Here is a 14307-nt window from a genome sequence, read left to right on the forward strand (position 1 = left end):
CTCCATTGCGTGATTTATCGTTTCGCAGGCGGAGCAACGGATTTCCGCACGACGATTTCGACTGGCAGGAGCTCTTCGACGAGAGCCTGTTTGCCCTGCCAGTTTGTTTCGAGAAGAAGGGAGAGGGCACGCCCGCCGATCGCGCGGACCGGCTGGCGAATGGCGGTCATAGGCGGACCGAAAAGATGGAGCGGGCCGACGTCGTCAAAGCCGATGACCGAAACATCGTCCGGGATCGAAACCCCCTGGTCCCGGAAGACCTCGATCATGCCGATGGCGATTTCGTCCGAGCTGGCGAAGATCGCCGTTGCCGGGCGACCTTCCTCGATGAAGCGCTTCGCCGCCTGCCGACCGAAGGCCACGGTGTAGTCACCGGCGTATTTTAAAAGACGGATATCCTCGCCGAACGCATCGCGCAGCGTCCGCTCAAGACCGTTGGAGCGCCGACGCGAACTGATCATCGCTTGCGGGCCGCCGACGAACAGCACATCCCTGTGCCCGAATTCCGCCAGATGCCGGCCTGCGAGCGCTCCGCCCAGCTCGTTATCGCAGAAGAGCTTGGGTGCCTGCGCGCCGGGAACGTCTTCGTCGGCGATCACGACTTTGCCGGTGCGGTTTATCAACGTGGCGAGTTGACCGTCGTCCGGGTGGTTGGTGACGAAGATCAGGCCATCGACGTGATTGCGTTCGATCAGCTGGAGATAGGCGACCTCGCGACCGGCCCGGTTCAGGGTGGCGTAAAGCGAGACGGCAAGCCCGCGGGTATCCGCCTCTTCTTCGACAGCTGCCACGAGCGTCGCGAAGAAGGGGTTGGCGATATCGGGAACGACAAGACCGATCGTATCGGAACGACCGCGGCTGAGCCGGCGGGCATGCGGGTTGGGCTGGTAATTGAGGTCGCGGATCGCATCCGAGATCCGCTTCTTCGTTTCGAAAGGCAGGTCGAGCGATCCGTTCAGCAGGCGCGAGACCGTTGTCACGGAAACGCCGGCAGCTCGGGCTACATCCTTCAGACCTGTGACGCGTCGTGTGGTCACCTTGGCTCCATCCCCTGCCGTTGTAAACCGATTTACTAAAACGCTTTACAATAAGATTTCGACTTTCGTGTTCTGTCAAGAGACTTTCTCTGACACGAGGTCGGTGCGCCTATGGGGCCACGGATCGAGGCTCGGCCTGGGGCCGATTGGCGGCGGCGAAAAAGCCGCAAGGTCAATGCCGTTTGCACCTGAGAAAGCAGCATCTTGGCGCCGCGAGGCGGGAACAAATCAGGGGCTGATCGATTGAGAGATCATGAAAAACAAGGTTCCATTGGCGGCGCTGATGCTGCTATCCCCCGCCGCGCTGGCCAATGCCCAGACGCTTCAGCCAGACGCCATCGACGGTGCATCGATTACACCCACATTGTTGGAACGGACGACCGAGACCTCGGACAAGCCAGACCCCGCCATCGTCCGGCTCCAGGTGCTTCTCGATCGGGCGGGGGCGTCGCCCGGTGTGATCGACGGTTTCGCCGGTGAGAATGTCGCCAAGGCGATCGCCGCCTTCGAGACCATGCAAGGCCTGTCCGCTGACGGAACATTGGACGCCGACGTCATCGGGCGACTGCCGGAGCAGACGACGGTGGTCGAGCCCTACGTCATCTCCGAAGACGATGCTCAAGGATTGGTCGCTGAGATCCCCGAAGACTACTCCGAGCAGGCGAAGATGGCTCAGCTCGGATACACGAGCGTCGCCGAGAAGCTGGCGGAGCGCTTCCACATGGATATCGACCTTCTCAAGGCGCTCAATCAGACTTCGGCGTTCTCGGTCGGTGACACGGTTTCCGTTGTGAACCCAGGTCCATCGACGCAGGGAACGGTCAAGCGCATTGAAGCGCACCGGCGCACCGGTCAAATCGTGGCACTTGGCGCCGACGATACGCTGATCGCAGCCTATCCGGCAACGATCGGCAGCCGGGAGACGCCATCTCCTTCGGGAACGCACAAGGTCAAAGGCGTCGCCCGAATGCCGCCCTATGTCTACAATCCCAAGATCAACTTCAAGCAGGGCGACAACCGAAAGATCTTGACCTTGCCGGGCGGTCCGAACGGTCCGGTCGGCACGGTCTGGATCGATCTCTCGAAGCCCACCTACGGAATTCACGGCACGCCGGAGCCGTCGATGATCGACAAGTCGGGATCGCACGGATGCGTTCGCCTGACCAACTGGGATGCGGAGGAGTTGGCGGGGATGGTCAAGCCTGGCGTGATTGTCGAGTTCGTCGACTAAGGTAGCGAAGACCTTTAGGAATTTCTGAACGGGCAAGAAGTCGAAACCGGCCACCGATCACGCGGTGACCGCTCGCGCAATTCCCATGTCGAAGCTTCAGCGGATACGCGTCTGAACGCGCACGATGTTCATCTGGAGCTCGTGGCTGGTTGCCTGTCTACCGAGCATCTTGATCAGGCGCTGCTCTTCGGTTTTGTGAATACCGGTCCGCCGGCAATAATCCGCGACGTCCCAGATATGTCTGATCTGGGAGTTGGCGACTGTTCGAACATCCGCGTGTTTCATTCCGTGCCTCCCCTAACCCAATACAACGTTTGGAGGCTGGTTTGGTTCCGCCAGGATGCGTTCCTGGCGGCTGTGGGTGCGTTCGTACCGATCCGTCGTGTATGGGCGCCAGCTACAAGGTGCAAAGCGATCGCGACGTCGGGGTCAGCCGAGAAACCTCGATCCTTCGCCAGCACTGGCTATCCATTCGAGGAAAGACCTCACTGGTCCATCTGACGTCCTTGTTCAGTTGCTCCCGATGCCGTGAAAGGCCGTCGTCGTCCTCATGCATTTCAAACCAGATAAACACCGTTTCGCCCTCACGGACGGGGAGCCTCGGGAAGGCGTTTGCGCTGCGTTCGGTAACGAACACCGCGTCGATGCGAGCACCGGCGTCTTCGAGGATCGGCAGTGCCTCGGCAATGAAGAATGCAGCGAAACGGTCCTCCGTGCCGGGCGCCAGCGAGCAAAGGTTCACGGTGACGACACCTCTGGTCGATTGTACCTCTTGCTCCCTTGCAAGGTTGTGAGGAAACGGCTGCGTGCCAGCGACAGGCTTGACCAGCAACACATTGTCCGAGTTGAGCATCGTCTCGTTGGCGCGAGACCCATGGTCCTTCCAAACCGGGCCCGAATAAAAGGCCGCCAACGCGTCGGTTCGCGTTTGCATATCGGCAAAGGAACGTACCCAGACGAAGGCGTCGGGATCGTCGCAGTCGCGGAATTCGCCTTCAAGACGCATTCCGAGCGCTTCCTGCGGTTCAACGAATTCGCGGTCAAACAAGTCGATCAGGCGATCCCTTCCGCCGGGATGAAGTCGGTAGCGGCGAAGTTCGTAAACGGCGTGCGGTTCCATGAATCCTCCACAACAGGTCAATTGTCCTGTTTCTAATAACAGGTTGATCGACCTGTTTTGTCAAGGCACTATGGCGAACGATTTTTCAGGCGGCGGTCATGAGCGAACACAAAAGAACCAACGATCCTCAAGCGGTGCGCCGCAGGATCGTCGATGCGGCCTACCAGGCCTTTGTCACCCAAGGATATCTCGCGACGGGAATGCAGGAATTGCGCGCGAAGGCATCCGTCTCGGGGGGCGCTATGGCCCATCACTTTCCGGCCAAACGGGAACTTGGATTGGCGGTTATCCGCGACCGCGTCGCCGAAGCGGTGCGGCAAACGTGGATCGACCCGCTGCGTACCTCTAGCGATACGCCCACAGCGATCGATCAGATCTTCACCGAGATCATCAGCGAGCTCTCCGAAAACGGCTCCGTCTCCGGCTGCCCGCTGAACAATATGGCGATCGAAGTGTCCAGGCATGATGACGAGATGCAGCAGGCGCTGGGTGCGATTTTTGAGGCTTGGGAAGAAGCGCTCGCAGCGCGATTCCAGGAAGACATCCGCCTGAAGCGCGTCGCAGGCATTCAACCCGGCAGCCTCGCCACCCTGATCATCGCCGCCTATTCCGGCGCGATGGCGATGGCAAAAGCCAATCAGCACACACGTCCGCTCGTGAACTGTCAGGCGGAGATCGCAGCACTTCTCGCGTCGAAATACGTCTAGGCTGGGTCCGCTCGGCTCCCTCGTGGGGAGGCCGCTGCTCCGGGCTATCCGCAAATGTTGGGGGTGTGGGCGACAGCTTGAGATGCTAGAGGTGCTCATCGGGAAGGGGCACTCCAGTAAACAGGAGACTTCTCGATGAGCAGAACTGCCATGAACGCCCTCGGACAACCGCTCCATTATAGCGGAAGTTCGACCGCATGGTTTTCCGCAACCGGATCCGGGTCCACGCTCTACGGAACTCCCGGCAACGATTCGATCTGGGGCGACGGTTCCGTCGATGTGACCATGTTCGGCGGCACGGGCGACGACGTCTACTATCTCTATTCATCGACGAACCGGGCCGAAGAGGCACCCGGCGAAGGGATAGACACGATCGATACCTGGATGAGCTACAGCTTACCGGAGAACTTCGAAAACCTGACCGTCACCGGTGACGGTCGACACGCCTTCGGCAACAGCGCCGACAACATCATCACCGGTGGCTCCGGCAGCCAGACCATCGACGGACGCGCAGGCAATGACGTGCTGGTCGGTTCCGGAGGCGCTGATACCTTCGTGTTCGAGCACGGCAACGGCAGCGACCTTGTCACCGACTTCAGCTCCAACGATACCATTCGTCTCGACGGATACGGGATTACCTCGTTCGAAGAGGTGCTGGCGAATGCAGGCCAGCAGGGAGACGATCTCCGCCTCCATCTCGGCGATGGAGAAAGCCTGGTCCTGGCCGATACGACAGCCGACCAACTGCAGGAGGGCCAATTCCAGTTGAGCCTGGACCGATCCGCCCTGACGCAGACCTTCTCAGACGATTTCGACACGCTTCAGCTCACCGACGGCACGGGCGGCATCTGGGATGCCAAATACTGGTGGGCGCCGGAAGAGGGGGCGACGCTCTCGGAAAACGGTGAGCTGCAATGGTACGTCAATCCGAGTTACGGGCCGACCGCATCGGCTAACCCGTTTTCGGTCGAGGATGGTGTACTGACGATCACCGCAGAGCGTGCACCGGACGCAATCCAGTCGGAGATCGGCGGCTATGACTACACGTCCGGGATGTTGACGACCTATTCGTCCTTTGCACAGACCTACGGTTACTTCGAGATGCGGGCCGACATGCCGGACGATCAAGGTGCCTGGCCCGCTTTCTGGCTGCTGCCCGCCGACGGCTCCTGGCCGCCGGAGCTCGACGTCGTCGAAATGCGAGGGCAGGACACCAACACCGTCATCACCACCGCCCATTCCAATGAAAGCGGCGAGCACACGATCGTCAGAGACGGCGCGCAAGTCGCCGATACCGACGGGTTCCACGATTACGGCGTGCTTTGGACGGAAGACGAGATCGTCTGGTACTTCGACGATACCGAGATCGCCCGCGCCGATACCCCCGCGGACATGCACGAGCCGATGTACATGCTCGTCAATCTCGCGGTCGGCGGAATGGCCGGCACACCCGATGGCGATTTTGACGACGGGTCGCAAATGAAGATCGATTCCATCGAGGCCTATGCGCTGGACGCCGACTGGCTGATCTAGGCGGAGAAGCACGAGGGGGGCCGGCAGCGTCCGGGCTGCTGGTCCCGGCCTGTCGAAGCTGGAACGTTCGCCGTTCCAGCTCCGCAACAGGGCTAGTCCGCGATATGCGTGAGCCAATGGCGGGGCTTGTTGTCGGCGAGCTGAGCGACCTTATCGATCTTGTTGCTCATCACCCAAGCCATTGGCTGTTGGTGCAGCGGCAGCATGATGATCTCGTCCTTGACCATCTGCAGTGCCTTGGTCTGCAGATCGAGCCGCTTGGTCCGATCCATTTCGGTCGATGCCTGGATGATCAGCTTGTCGATATCAGGATAGCTCCAGCCGCCCCAGTTGAAGACGCCCGCCTTGTCGCTCCTCGTCTCGATCATCTGAAGCAGGATCGAGTAGCTGTCGAGCATCGGCTCGTTTGCCCAGCCGATGATGTAGACATCCGACAGACCGCCCGTGCGCTTGGGCGCCTGTGCCGCCGTCGGGCCGATGTCGAGTTGCGGCTTGAAGCCGGCGCGGCTCAGCATGTTGACGATGCTCTGGCAAAGCTCCTCTTCGTTGACATAGGCCTCGTTCGTGCAGACGAGCGTGAAGGGGAGATCGCTTGCGCCGGCCTCGGCGAGCAGCTTTTTCGACAGTTCGGGATCGTACGGCACGACCTTGTCCAGTGCTTCGACATATCCCGGGATTTCCGGCGCAACGATCGCACCCGCTGTCCTCGACTTGCCGCGCATGACCCGCTTCTGGATGAGTTCTGTGTCGAGCGCATGGGCGACGGCCTGGCGGACACGCAGGTCGTTGAACTTGTTGTCGACGCCGTCGGCCAGTTTCGGTTTGCGGTTGAAGCCCATCATGATGGTGCGAAGGTCGGTGCGCTCCATGACCTTCAGGTCCGGCTGCGCGACAAGGCGCGGAAGATCCTGCGCTGGCGCATTCTCAGTGAAGTCGATCTCGCCTGACAACAGTGCCGCCACGCGTGTCGCGGCTGAGACAATCGGCGTAAACTCGATGCGATCGATGTTGGACTTCGCCGGGTCCCACCACTCGCCGTTCTTGACCAGAACGGTCTTGCTGTCGGGCGTGCGGCTCTCGAGCTTGAACGGACCCGTGCCGTTGGTGTGGTAGGTAGCGTAGCCTTCTATCTTCTTGCCGACATCCGTCGGCTTCAGCGAATTGTTGTCGGCGAGCCACGTGGCGTCGAAAATGTGGATGTTCGTCAGGTCGTTCAAGAGCAGCGGATAGGGGCCGGTCAGTTCGATATCGACAGTGCGGTCGTCGACCTTCTTCGCCGACTTGTATGCCGGGAGGTTGCCCCGTAGCGGAGATGCAGGATCGCTGACCCGCGTCAGCGAGGCGATCACGTCATCGGCCGTGAAATCAGCGCCATTGTGGAACTTGACGTCCTCGCGCAGATGGAACCGCCAGACCGTGTCCGATACCGTTTCCCAGGAGGTCGCCAGGGCCGGCTCGATCTTCAGGTCGGCGTCAAAGCGCACGAGCCCTTCATAGACGTGATTGAGGAAAGACAGCGTGTAGCTGTCGCCATAGGAATAAGGGTCGAGCGAGTAGATATCGCGCGAGGAGCCCCATTTGAGCGTCTCCGCGTGAGCAGCCGCGGAAAGCGCCGTCGACATGGCGGCTGCGAGGATCAGTTTCTTGAGCATTCTGCTGTTCTCCTTTGTTGAGGTCACCGGTCCCCTTGAACGGGAAGCTTCTTTTTAAGAGGCAAGGACGGCTCACAGGCCGTCCATCTCGCCGCCCGACAGGGGCGGCCAGTGGCGTGATCTGCTGTTGCGCGGCATGACCTTCTCGGTCGTGTCGATCACCGCAAAGACCTTCGGCGGCCTATGCGGCAATCTCGATCAACCGGCGTTCTTGGACGGCGATGCACCCAAGCGAAAGCCTCCTGGCGAGGCTTGAAGCACCAAGTCCCGTTGTCGATCGGCGGTCATTCGATGGCCAACACCAAGCATCAACTCGAACAGGGGCATATCTCTGCGCCGCTTCATGGAGGCGGTTCAGAAACCCGAGTCCAGTGTTGGACGCCGCAATGGCGATCGAATGAGGAGATGTCAGGCGAGCCGGCCCGGCGGTGCGGGCTCGTGCGTGCGGCATTGCGAAAAGTCGTGCGAGTACGCGGTCTCCTGGAGCCCTTGCATCAACCTGCTCCTCCCTAGCTCGTTGCTGCTAAGCGGCACCATCGCACGCCAAAAATATTTGTCAACGTCTTTGTCGACAATCTTGAATACGATCATGGCGACAATCCAAATGACCAATTGATCGACCCAGGCGCGAGCAACATTGTGGGCAATGGAGAGGACGCCTTAGGCCAAGGTACGCTACGGCCAGCTCGATAGGGAAAGCCACAAGCGGTCAACCTGTCACTTCGCCACTGAGGCCTGCTCGCTGCCGCCGCAAAGACTGTCGATGCGGGCGCGAACCCGGGCGACGCCCTCAGCAATGCTTGTGCTTGGAATGGACGAATATCCCATGCGGAAGTAGCGGCAGGGCTGGTCGCTTCTGGGGAAGAAGGGCGAGCCGGATTCGACCAGCACGCCGTCCTGCCGCAATTCGCTGACCAGCCGGTCGGCATTGAGCCCTTCCGGTCCCTCCATCCAGAAGGACGTGCCGCCGAAGGTCGAGGAGCCTGCGACTTTCAGGTTCGCCCTACGCAGTGACTCGGCCATGATTACGTGGCGCTTGTGATATTCGGTCCGCATCCGGTGGAGCACGGCGTCGTAATGGCCGAGCGCCAGGAAATACGCCGCGGTGCGCTGAAGGTGTCCGGGCGGGTGGCGCAACATCAGCGAGCGAAGCGCACGCGCCTCGCGAATGAAGGCGGCTGGCGCCACGAGGTAGCCGAGCCGAAGCCCGGGAAAAAGCGATTTCGAGAAGCTGCCGATGTAGAGCACCCGGCCTGACGGATCGAGCGCCTTCAGCGCCGGGGAAGGCGGAGCGAGGTAGCTGATCTCGAACTCGTAATCGTCCTCGACGATGACGAAATCCCGTTCTTCCGCAGCCTGCAGCAGTTGCGTTCGCCGATCCACCGGCATAGTCGCGCCGGTCGGCGAGTGGTGGCTCGGGGTCACGAAGACGGCATCGACGTTTTCCGGCAAGGCATCCGGTGACAGGCCCTCGACATCGACATCGACGGTGGTGACGTCGGCGCCGCTCAACAACAGCGAGGCGCTGATATCGGGATGGCAGGGGTTTTCACAGACGGCGGCGGAGCCCTTCTCCAAGATCAGACGGGTCACGATCCAGAGCGCATTCTGCGCGCCGACGGTGACGAGGATTTCGTCCGGCGTGGCGTGGATGCCCCGGCGCGGCAGCGTGCGCGAGCAGATGTAGTTGACCAGCCGCACATCGTCGGCCGCGGCAAAGTCGCTCGCCATCAGCACGAAATCCTCTCGCGCCAATGCCCGCCGGGCGCAGTCGCGCCAGGCATTGAGATCGAACAGTGTCGGGTCCATCTGGCCATAGAGGAAGGGGAATGGATAGCGCCGCCAGTCCAGCGGCTTGGCGACCTGGCGCACGACGCCAAAGCTCATCTTGATCTTGCGGCTCCAGTCGATCGGATTGGAGCCGGCGGATCGGCGCTCCCCTTCCACATCCATGCCCGGCGGATTGCCGGAGATGCGATAGGAGCTGCGGTTGACCGCCTCGACATAGCCCTGGTTGATCAGTTCCTGATAGGCGAGTGTCACCGTGATGCGCGATATTCGCAGATAGTCGGCGAGCTTGCGGCTGGATGGCAGATGCGCGCGCGGCTGCACCCTTCCGGCGAGCACGGCCGAAACGACCGTCTCGCGCAACTGCGCCTGCAGGCCGATCCCACTGTCGCGATCGATGAAAAAAATGGTTTCGGAAACGTTCATCTGCACGACGCCTGCTCCCCCGACAGCGTTAAACTGGATCTATTCAACTTCCAGACTGGATATAACGCAAGCCGGATCTCGGCCTTATCGTCATCAGCAAGACCGGAGAAACGGTCAGCGAATAAACAAAGAGGAGGAAGACAAATGCTACATGGACATTTCAGACGACTGGCCGCAGCCGCCAGCATTGTCGCGAGCCTGGCCGCATCCGGCGTCGCTTATGCCGAAACGAAACTCGTCGTCGGCTATCAGCAGATCGTCGGCCCGTTCGTGGCTGCGATCGCCGATGGCCGCTTCGATGCGGCCGCCAAGGAGGCCGGCTATTCGATCGACTGGCGCCAGTTCAGCTCGGCCGGCGACATCACTACAGCGCTTGCCTCCGGTGACGTGCCGATCGGCGTTCTCGGTTCGACCGGTACTGCGGCTGCCGCGACGCGCGGCGTCGAACTGCAGCTCTTCTGGATCCTCGACAATATCGGCCAGTCGGAAGCGCTGGTCGCCCGCGAGGGCTCGGGCATCGAGACGCCGGCCGATCTCAAGGGCAAGAAGGTCGCCGTGCCTTTCGTCTCGACGTCGCATTTTCACTTGCTGGTCGGTATGAACAAGGTCTGGAACGTCGATCCGCGCGAGGTGGAAATCCTCAACCTGAAGCCGCCGCAGATCGTTGCCGCCTGGCAGCGTGGCGATATCGACGCCGCCTATGTCTGGCCGCCGGCGCTCTCGGAAATCCAGAAGACCGGCAAGACGATCTCGGATTCCGAGGTGATTGGCGCGGCTAGCGTGCCGACCTTCGACGGGCTGGTGGTCGACAAGGCCTGGGCCTCGGAGAACCCGAAGCTGATGGAAGCCTTCACCAAGGTTCTGGCGGACGCTTATGCCGACTACAACGCCAACAAGGCGGCGTGGACGGAGGAGTCGCCGCAAGTGGAAGGAATCGTCAAGCTGATCGGCGGCGATGGCCCGAGCACCGTCGAAGCCTTGCGCCTGCTTTCGTTCCCGAATGCGGATGAGCAGGCCTCCGAGGTCTGGCTCGGCGGCGGCGCCACGCGTGCACTGACCGAAAGCGCCAAGTTCCTCGTCGAGCAGAAGCAGATCAGCCAGTCGCTCGACGACTACGCGCCTTATGTGAACGCCGACTTTGCCAAGGCGGCCGCACAATAGGCTAATCTGTCGATTGCCCCGGCCGTTGAGGAGCGGCCGGCGCACCATCATAGACCGTGACCGAGGTGCAGGGAGGCATTTCTCATGGAAACATTGAGCGTCAGAAACATCAGTCTGACCTACCCGGGCCTCTATTCGGACCAGGCAATCATCGCCTTGAAAGGCGTCAACCTTACCATCAACAGCGGAGACTTCGTCGTTGCGCTGGGCGCATCGGGCTGCGGAAAAACGACGCTGCTCAACCTGATGGCGGGCTTCATGGCCCCATCGGAAGGCGACATCACCCTTGGCAACCATCAGGTCAACGGACCTGGCGCCGAGCGCGGCGTCGTCTTCCAGAAGCACGCGCTTCTGCCTTGGCTGAACGTCATCGAGAACACCGAGTTCGGCCTCAAGCTGCGCGGCGTCGACAAGGCGACCCGGCGGGATCTTGCCACCAAGAACCTAGCTCTGGTCGGCCTGCAGGATTTCCACCGCCACATGATCTACCACCTCTCAGGCGGCATGCAGCAACGTGTTGGCATCGCAAGGGCGCTGACCTGCGATCCCGCGATGCTCCTGATGGACGAACCGATGGCAGCACTCGACGCGCTGACACGCGAGACCATCCAGGAGCTGTTGCTCAAGGTCTGGCAACTCACCAACAAGATGTTCTTCTTCATCACCCACAGTGTGGAAGAAGCGTTGTTCCTCGGCTCGCGGCTGATCGTCATGTCGCCGCGCCCGGGCCGCATCACCCACACCTACGAGCTCAGCTTCAACAAGCGGTTCCTCGCCGAGGGCAATGCGCGCGCAATCAAATCCAGCCCGGAATTCATCCGCATGCGCGAAGAAGTGCTCGGCATCATTTATGGCGACGAACGTGCGTCCGGCAACCCGGAGGTGGCCCATGCTTGACAGAGTGACACGCGCCAAGCCCGTAAAGGCCGGCAAGATCTTCGGCGCGCCCGGTGAAGGCAGCAGCGGCCTCATCAGCTTTTCGACGACGGTCGTTATCGTCGCTCTCTGGTTCCTCGTGACCGAAGGCGGCTGGGTCAAGCCGCTGTTCCTGCCGTCGCCGCTGGCGGTCTGGGACAAGTTCATGCTGGCGATGACCGACGGTGTTTCGAACTCGACGCTGATGCAGCACACGCTTGCCAGTATCGGCCGCGTGTTCGGCGCTTTCCTGCTGGCGCTGCTGACCGCCGTGCCGATTGGCGTGCTCATGGGCGTCAATCGCTTCGTGCGCGGCCTGTTCGATCCGATCATCGAATTCTATCGGCCGTTGCCGCCGCTCGCCTACCTGCCGCTCGTCATCATCTGGCTCGGCATCGGTGAGTTCCCGAAGGTGTTCCTGATCTATCTGGCGATCTTTGCGCCAATGGCAATTGCCGCAAGGGCAGGGGTGCGTTCGGTCTCGACGGAACAGATCCACGCTGCCTATGCGATGGGCGCCACCCGCGGGCAGGTGATCAGCCAGGTGATCATGAAGGCGGCCTTGCCGGAGATCTTCACCGGCATGCGCATCGGCATCGGCGTCGGCTGGACCACCCTGGTTGCCGCCGAAATGGTGGCGGCCAACCGAGGCCTCGGCTTCATGGTTTTGAATGCCGCCGAAAACCTCGAAAGCGACACGGTGATCATGGGCATCTTCATCATCGGCATCTTCGCCTTCGCCTTCGATCTTCTGATCCGCTACCTCGAAAAGGCGCTGATCCCCTGGAAGGGCCGCCTCTAACCGGCGGCTACCTCCGACACTTCAACTGAATACGGCCTGGCGGCCTTTTGAAGACGGCCTTTCCCGTCTCCGGCGAAGCCATGCCTTACGACCAAGCCAAAGGACTGGACCATGACACTGACGGCAACCGATCTCAAAACCTTGTTCGACGCCTTCAACCGGCATGACATCGACGGGGTCATGCACTTCTTCGCCGAAGATTGCGTATTCAACGCCGTCGGCGGCCCGGAGGTCTACGGCAACCGTTTCGTCGGTACCGGTCCGATCGCAGATGCCTTCAGCGGCGTCTGGAAATCGATGCCGGACGCCGAATGGGGCAACCACAGCCACTTCGTCGAAGGCAATCGCGGCGTGTCCGAGTGGACCTTCTCAGGCACCGCTGCCGACGGCAGCCGCATCGAGGCAGAAGGCTGCGACCTCTTCACCTTCCGCAACGGCAAGATCGTGCGCAAGCAGGCGTTCCGCAAGAACCGCCCGGTCCTGCAACCCCGCTACTGATGGCCTGGAGCTAGAGCCATGCAACTGCGCGCCACACCCTTGAAGCCTGAAAGAGAGCCGTTTGACCCGGCCTATGACCCCAACCATGCCCGCAGCCCCGGCACGGGCAAGGACTATGCGCCGACCTACTGGATCGGCACCGCCGGTCCCGAACCGGAGGACGACGGTCCGATCACGGGCGATATCGATGTCGATGTTGCGATCATCGGGTCCGGCTATACCGGTCTCTCCTGCGCCATTCATCTGGCGCGCGAGCACGGCATCAAAGCAACGGTGCTGGAGGCCAATGGCGTCGCCTGGGGCTGCAGCACCCGCAACGGCGGGCAGGCACAGATTTCTGCCGGCCGCCTGAAGCGCTCGCAATGGATCGCCCGCTGGGGCGTGGACGTTGCCCGCAAGATGCATGCGGAGATTTCCGAGGGATTCGACCTCTTTCGCTCTCTCGTCCGCGAGCCCGAAATCGACTGCGATCCGCAGGATGGCGGCCATCTCTATATCGCCCACCGCGACAAGATGCTGCCGGCGTTGCAAAGCGAGGTCCGCGTCCTCAACGATACCTTCGGCTATCGCGCCCGCATGGTCTCGCGCGACGAGATCCACCGCGATTTCGTTCGCGACGAGGAAGCCCGCGGGGCGATGTATGAGCCCGATGGCATGGGCATCCATGCCGCCAAGCTCGCCTTTGGCTACCTCAGGCTTGCCCGCAAGCTGGGGGCAAAGGTGCATACGTCGAGCCCGGTACTTGATTGCACCGCCAAGGGCGGCATGCATTACCTGACGACGCCTGGCGGAACGGTGCGGGCGCGTGCCGTCTGCATTGCGACGGCCGGCTACACGTCACCCGGCATGAACGCGCTCACCCGCCACCGACTGATGCCTATCCTGTCGAACTCGATCGTCACTCGGCCGCTGACGGAAAGCGAGCAGAAGGCGCTGAACTTCAAGGCGCGCATCCCGCTCACTGATACCCGGACGCTGCGTCACTACTATCGCATGCTGCCGGATGGCCGGGTGCAGATCGGCAGCCGCAGCGCCATCACCGGACGCGACGCGAGCAATCCGAAGCATCTCGAGCTTCTGCTTGCCGGTCTCTACCGCAAGTTCCCGGCACTCCGCGGCATCGACATCGACTACTCCTGGTGGGGGTGGGTGGATGTCAGCCACGACATGATGCCGCGCATCTTCCAGCCGGACCGGAGCCAGAGGCTGTTCTACGCCATGGGCTATGGCGGCAACGGCGTGATGTATTCCGCCCAGGCCGGCCGTCGCATGGCCCAGATGGTCGCCGGCAAAGGCGGCGGCCTCGACCTTCCCATCTTCACTTCGCCTCTGCCGGGCCACGGGCTTCTGACGCCGTTCCGACGGCTCGGCCAATGGGGAATGTACCGCTGGTACTACCTCCGTGACGAGATCCTCTAACTCTCTGAAATAATACCA

General features: G+C 61.5%; 13 protein-coding genes. 8 read left to right on the plus strand and 5 right to left on the minus strand.

The window, feature by feature from the left end:
- Window positions 1-14: 14 nt before the first annotated feature.
- A complete protein-coding gene (locus IB272_RS23240; RefSeq protein ID WP_089044856.1) occupies window positions 15-1037 on the minus strand; it encodes a LacI family DNA-binding transcriptional regulator in 1023 nt (340 codons plus the stop codon).
- 253 nt (window positions 1038-1290) lie between these two features.
- Between IB272_RS23240 and IB272_RS23245 the strand changes: the two genes are divergently transcribed.
- The gene (locus IB272_RS23245) at window positions 1291-2268 is read left to right on the plus strand and encodes a L,D-transpeptidase family protein (RefSeq protein WP_112772382.1); all 978 of its coding nucleotides are present in this window, start codon (window positions 1291-1293) and stop codon (window positions 2266-2268) included.
- Between the two features lie 96 nt (window positions 2269-2364).
- Here the strand turns inward: IB272_RS23245 and IB272_RS23250 are convergent, their stop codons facing one another.
- Together IB272_RS23250 and IB272_RS23255 are read right to left on the minus strand one after the other, a co-directional pair.
- On the minus strand, window positions 2365-2553 hold the full coding sequence (locus tag IB272_RS23250; protein WP_034790447.1) for a hypothetical protein: 189 nt from the start codon (window positions 2551-2553) through the stop codon (window positions 2365-2367).
- Between the two features lie 112 nt (window positions 2554-2665).
- Window positions 2666-3388 (minus strand): NIPSNAP family protein, encoded by a 723-nt coding sequence (locus IB272_RS23255; protein WP_112772381.1) that lies wholly within the window; start codon window positions 3386-3388, stop codon window positions 2666-2668.
- Window positions 3389-3486: 98 nt separating this feature from the next.
- On the opposite strand from IB272_RS23255, the gene IB272_RS23260 reads away from it, so the two are divergent.
- Window positions 3487-4095: a TetR/AcrR family transcriptional regulator gene (locus IB272_RS23260; RefSeq protein ID WP_192445154.1), complete on the plus strand. Its 609-nt coding sequence runs from the start codon at window positions 3487-3489 to the stop codon at window positions 4093-4095.
- 135 nt (window positions 4096-4230) lie between these two features.
- Complete coding sequence (locus IB272_RS23265) at window positions 4231-5628, plus strand: family 16 glycosylhydrolase (RefSeq protein ID WP_112772379.1); 1398 nt, start codon at window positions 4231-4233, stop codon at window positions 5626-5628.
- Window positions 5629-5720: 92 nt separating this feature from the next.
- On the opposite strand, the gene IB272_RS23270 is transcribed toward IB272_RS23265, so the two are convergent.
- Together IB272_RS23270 and IB272_RS23275 are read right to left on the minus strand one after the other, a co-directional pair.
- Window positions 5721-7280 carry an ABC transporter substrate-binding protein gene (locus IB272_RS23270; protein WP_034790432.1) on the minus strand — a complete coding sequence of 520 codons (1560 nt, stop codon included), beginning with the start codon at window positions 7278-7280 and terminating at the stop codon, window positions 5721-5723.
- A gap of 717 nt (window positions 7281-7997) precedes the next feature.
- Entirely contained in the window at window positions 7998-9494 is a 1497-nt protein-coding gene (locus IB272_RS23275) for a PLP-dependent aminotransferase family protein (protein WP_192445156.1), read from the minus strand.
- A gap of 144 nt (window positions 9495-9638) precedes the next feature.
- On the opposite strand from IB272_RS23275, the gene tauA reads away from it, so the two are divergent.
- The 5 genes from tauA to IB272_RS23300 all read left to right on the plus strand — a co-directional run bounded on the left by tauA (window position 9639) and on the right by IB272_RS23300 (window position 14289).
- Entirely contained in the window at window positions 9639-10655 is a 1017-nt protein-coding gene (gene tauA / locus IB272_RS23280) for a taurine ABC transporter substrate-binding protein (RefSeq protein ID WP_034790430.1), read from the plus strand.
- An 84-nt stretch (window positions 10656-10739) separates the two neighbouring features.
- The gene (locus tag IB272_RS23285; protein ID WP_134887212.1) at window positions 10740-11552 is read left to right on the plus strand and encodes a taurine ABC transporter ATP-binding protein; all 813 of its coding nucleotides are present in this window, start codon (window positions 10740-10742) and stop codon (window positions 11550-11552) included.
- Window positions 11545-12372, plus strand: a complete 828-nt coding sequence (locus tag IB272_RS23290) for an ABC transporter permease subunit (RefSeq protein ID WP_034790428.1) — start codon at window positions 11545-11547, stop codon at window positions 12370-12372. The genes IB272_RS23285 and IB272_RS23290 overlap by 8 nt, the downstream gene beginning before the upstream one ends.
- Window positions 12373-12489: 117 nt before the next feature.
- Window positions 12490-12870 (plus strand): nuclear transport factor 2 family protein, encoded by a 381-nt coding sequence (locus tag IB272_RS23295; RefSeq protein ID WP_192445188.1) that lies wholly within the window; start codon window positions 12490-12492, stop codon window positions 12868-12870.
- Window positions 12871-12888: 18 nt separating this feature from the next.
- Entirely contained in the window at window positions 12889-14289 is a 1401-nt protein-coding gene (locus IB272_RS23300) for an FAD-binding oxidoreductase (protein ID WP_060521161.1), read from the plus strand.
- The last annotated feature ends 18 nt before the right edge of the window (window positions 14290-14307 follow it).

Origin of the sequence: Ensifer sp. ENS08 (genome assembly GCF_014852195.1) — a bacterium.
GTDB classification, from domain to species: Bacteria; Pseudomonadota; Alphaproteobacteria; order Rhizobiales; family Rhizobiaceae; genus Ensifer; species Ensifer adhaerens.

Bases quoted from the DNA above. Each gene is read 5' to 3' on its own strand.
- IB272_RS23245 (WP_112772382.1), top strand. From the start codon at position 1,291: ATGAAAAACAAGGTTCCATTGGCGGCGCTGATGCTGCTATCCCCCGCC.
- IB272_RS23250 (WP_034790447.1), bottom strand. From the start codon at position 2,553: ATGAAACACGCGGATGTTCGAACAGTCGCCAACTCCCAGATCAGACAT.
- IB272_RS23255 (WP_112772381.1), bottom strand. From the start codon at position 3,388: ATGGAACCGCACGCCGTTTACGAACTTCGCCGCTACCGACTTCATCCC.
- IB272_RS23260 (WP_192445154.1), top strand. From the start codon at position 3,487: ATGAGCGAACACAAAAGAACCAACGATCCTCAAGCGGTGCGCCGCAGG.
- IB272_RS23265 (WP_112772379.1), top strand. From the start codon at position 4,231: ATGAGCAGAACTGCCATGAACGCCCTCGGACAACCGCTCCATTATAGC.
- IB272_RS23270 (WP_034790432.1), bottom strand. From the start codon at position 7,280: ATGCTCAAGAAACTGATCCTCGCAGCCGCCATGTCGACGGCGCTTTCC.
- IB272_RS23275 (WP_192445156.1), bottom strand. From the start codon at position 9,494: ATGAACGTTTCCGAAACCATTTTTTTCATCGATCGCGACAGTGGGATC.
- tauA (WP_034790430.1), top strand. From the start codon at position 9,639: ATGCTACATGGACATTTCAGACGACTGGCCGCAGCCGCCAGCATTGTC.
- IB272_RS23285 (WP_134887212.1), top strand. From the start codon at position 10,740: ATGGAAACATTGAGCGTCAGAAACATCAGTCTGACCTACCCGGGCCTC.
- IB272_RS23290 (WP_034790428.1), top strand. From the start codon at position 11,545: ATGCTTGACAGAGTGACACGCGCCAAGCCCGTAAAGGCCGGCAAGATC.
- IB272_RS23300 (WP_060521161.1), top strand. From the start codon at position 12,889: ATGCAACTGCGCGCCACACCCTTGAAGCCTGAAAGAGAGCCGTTTGAC.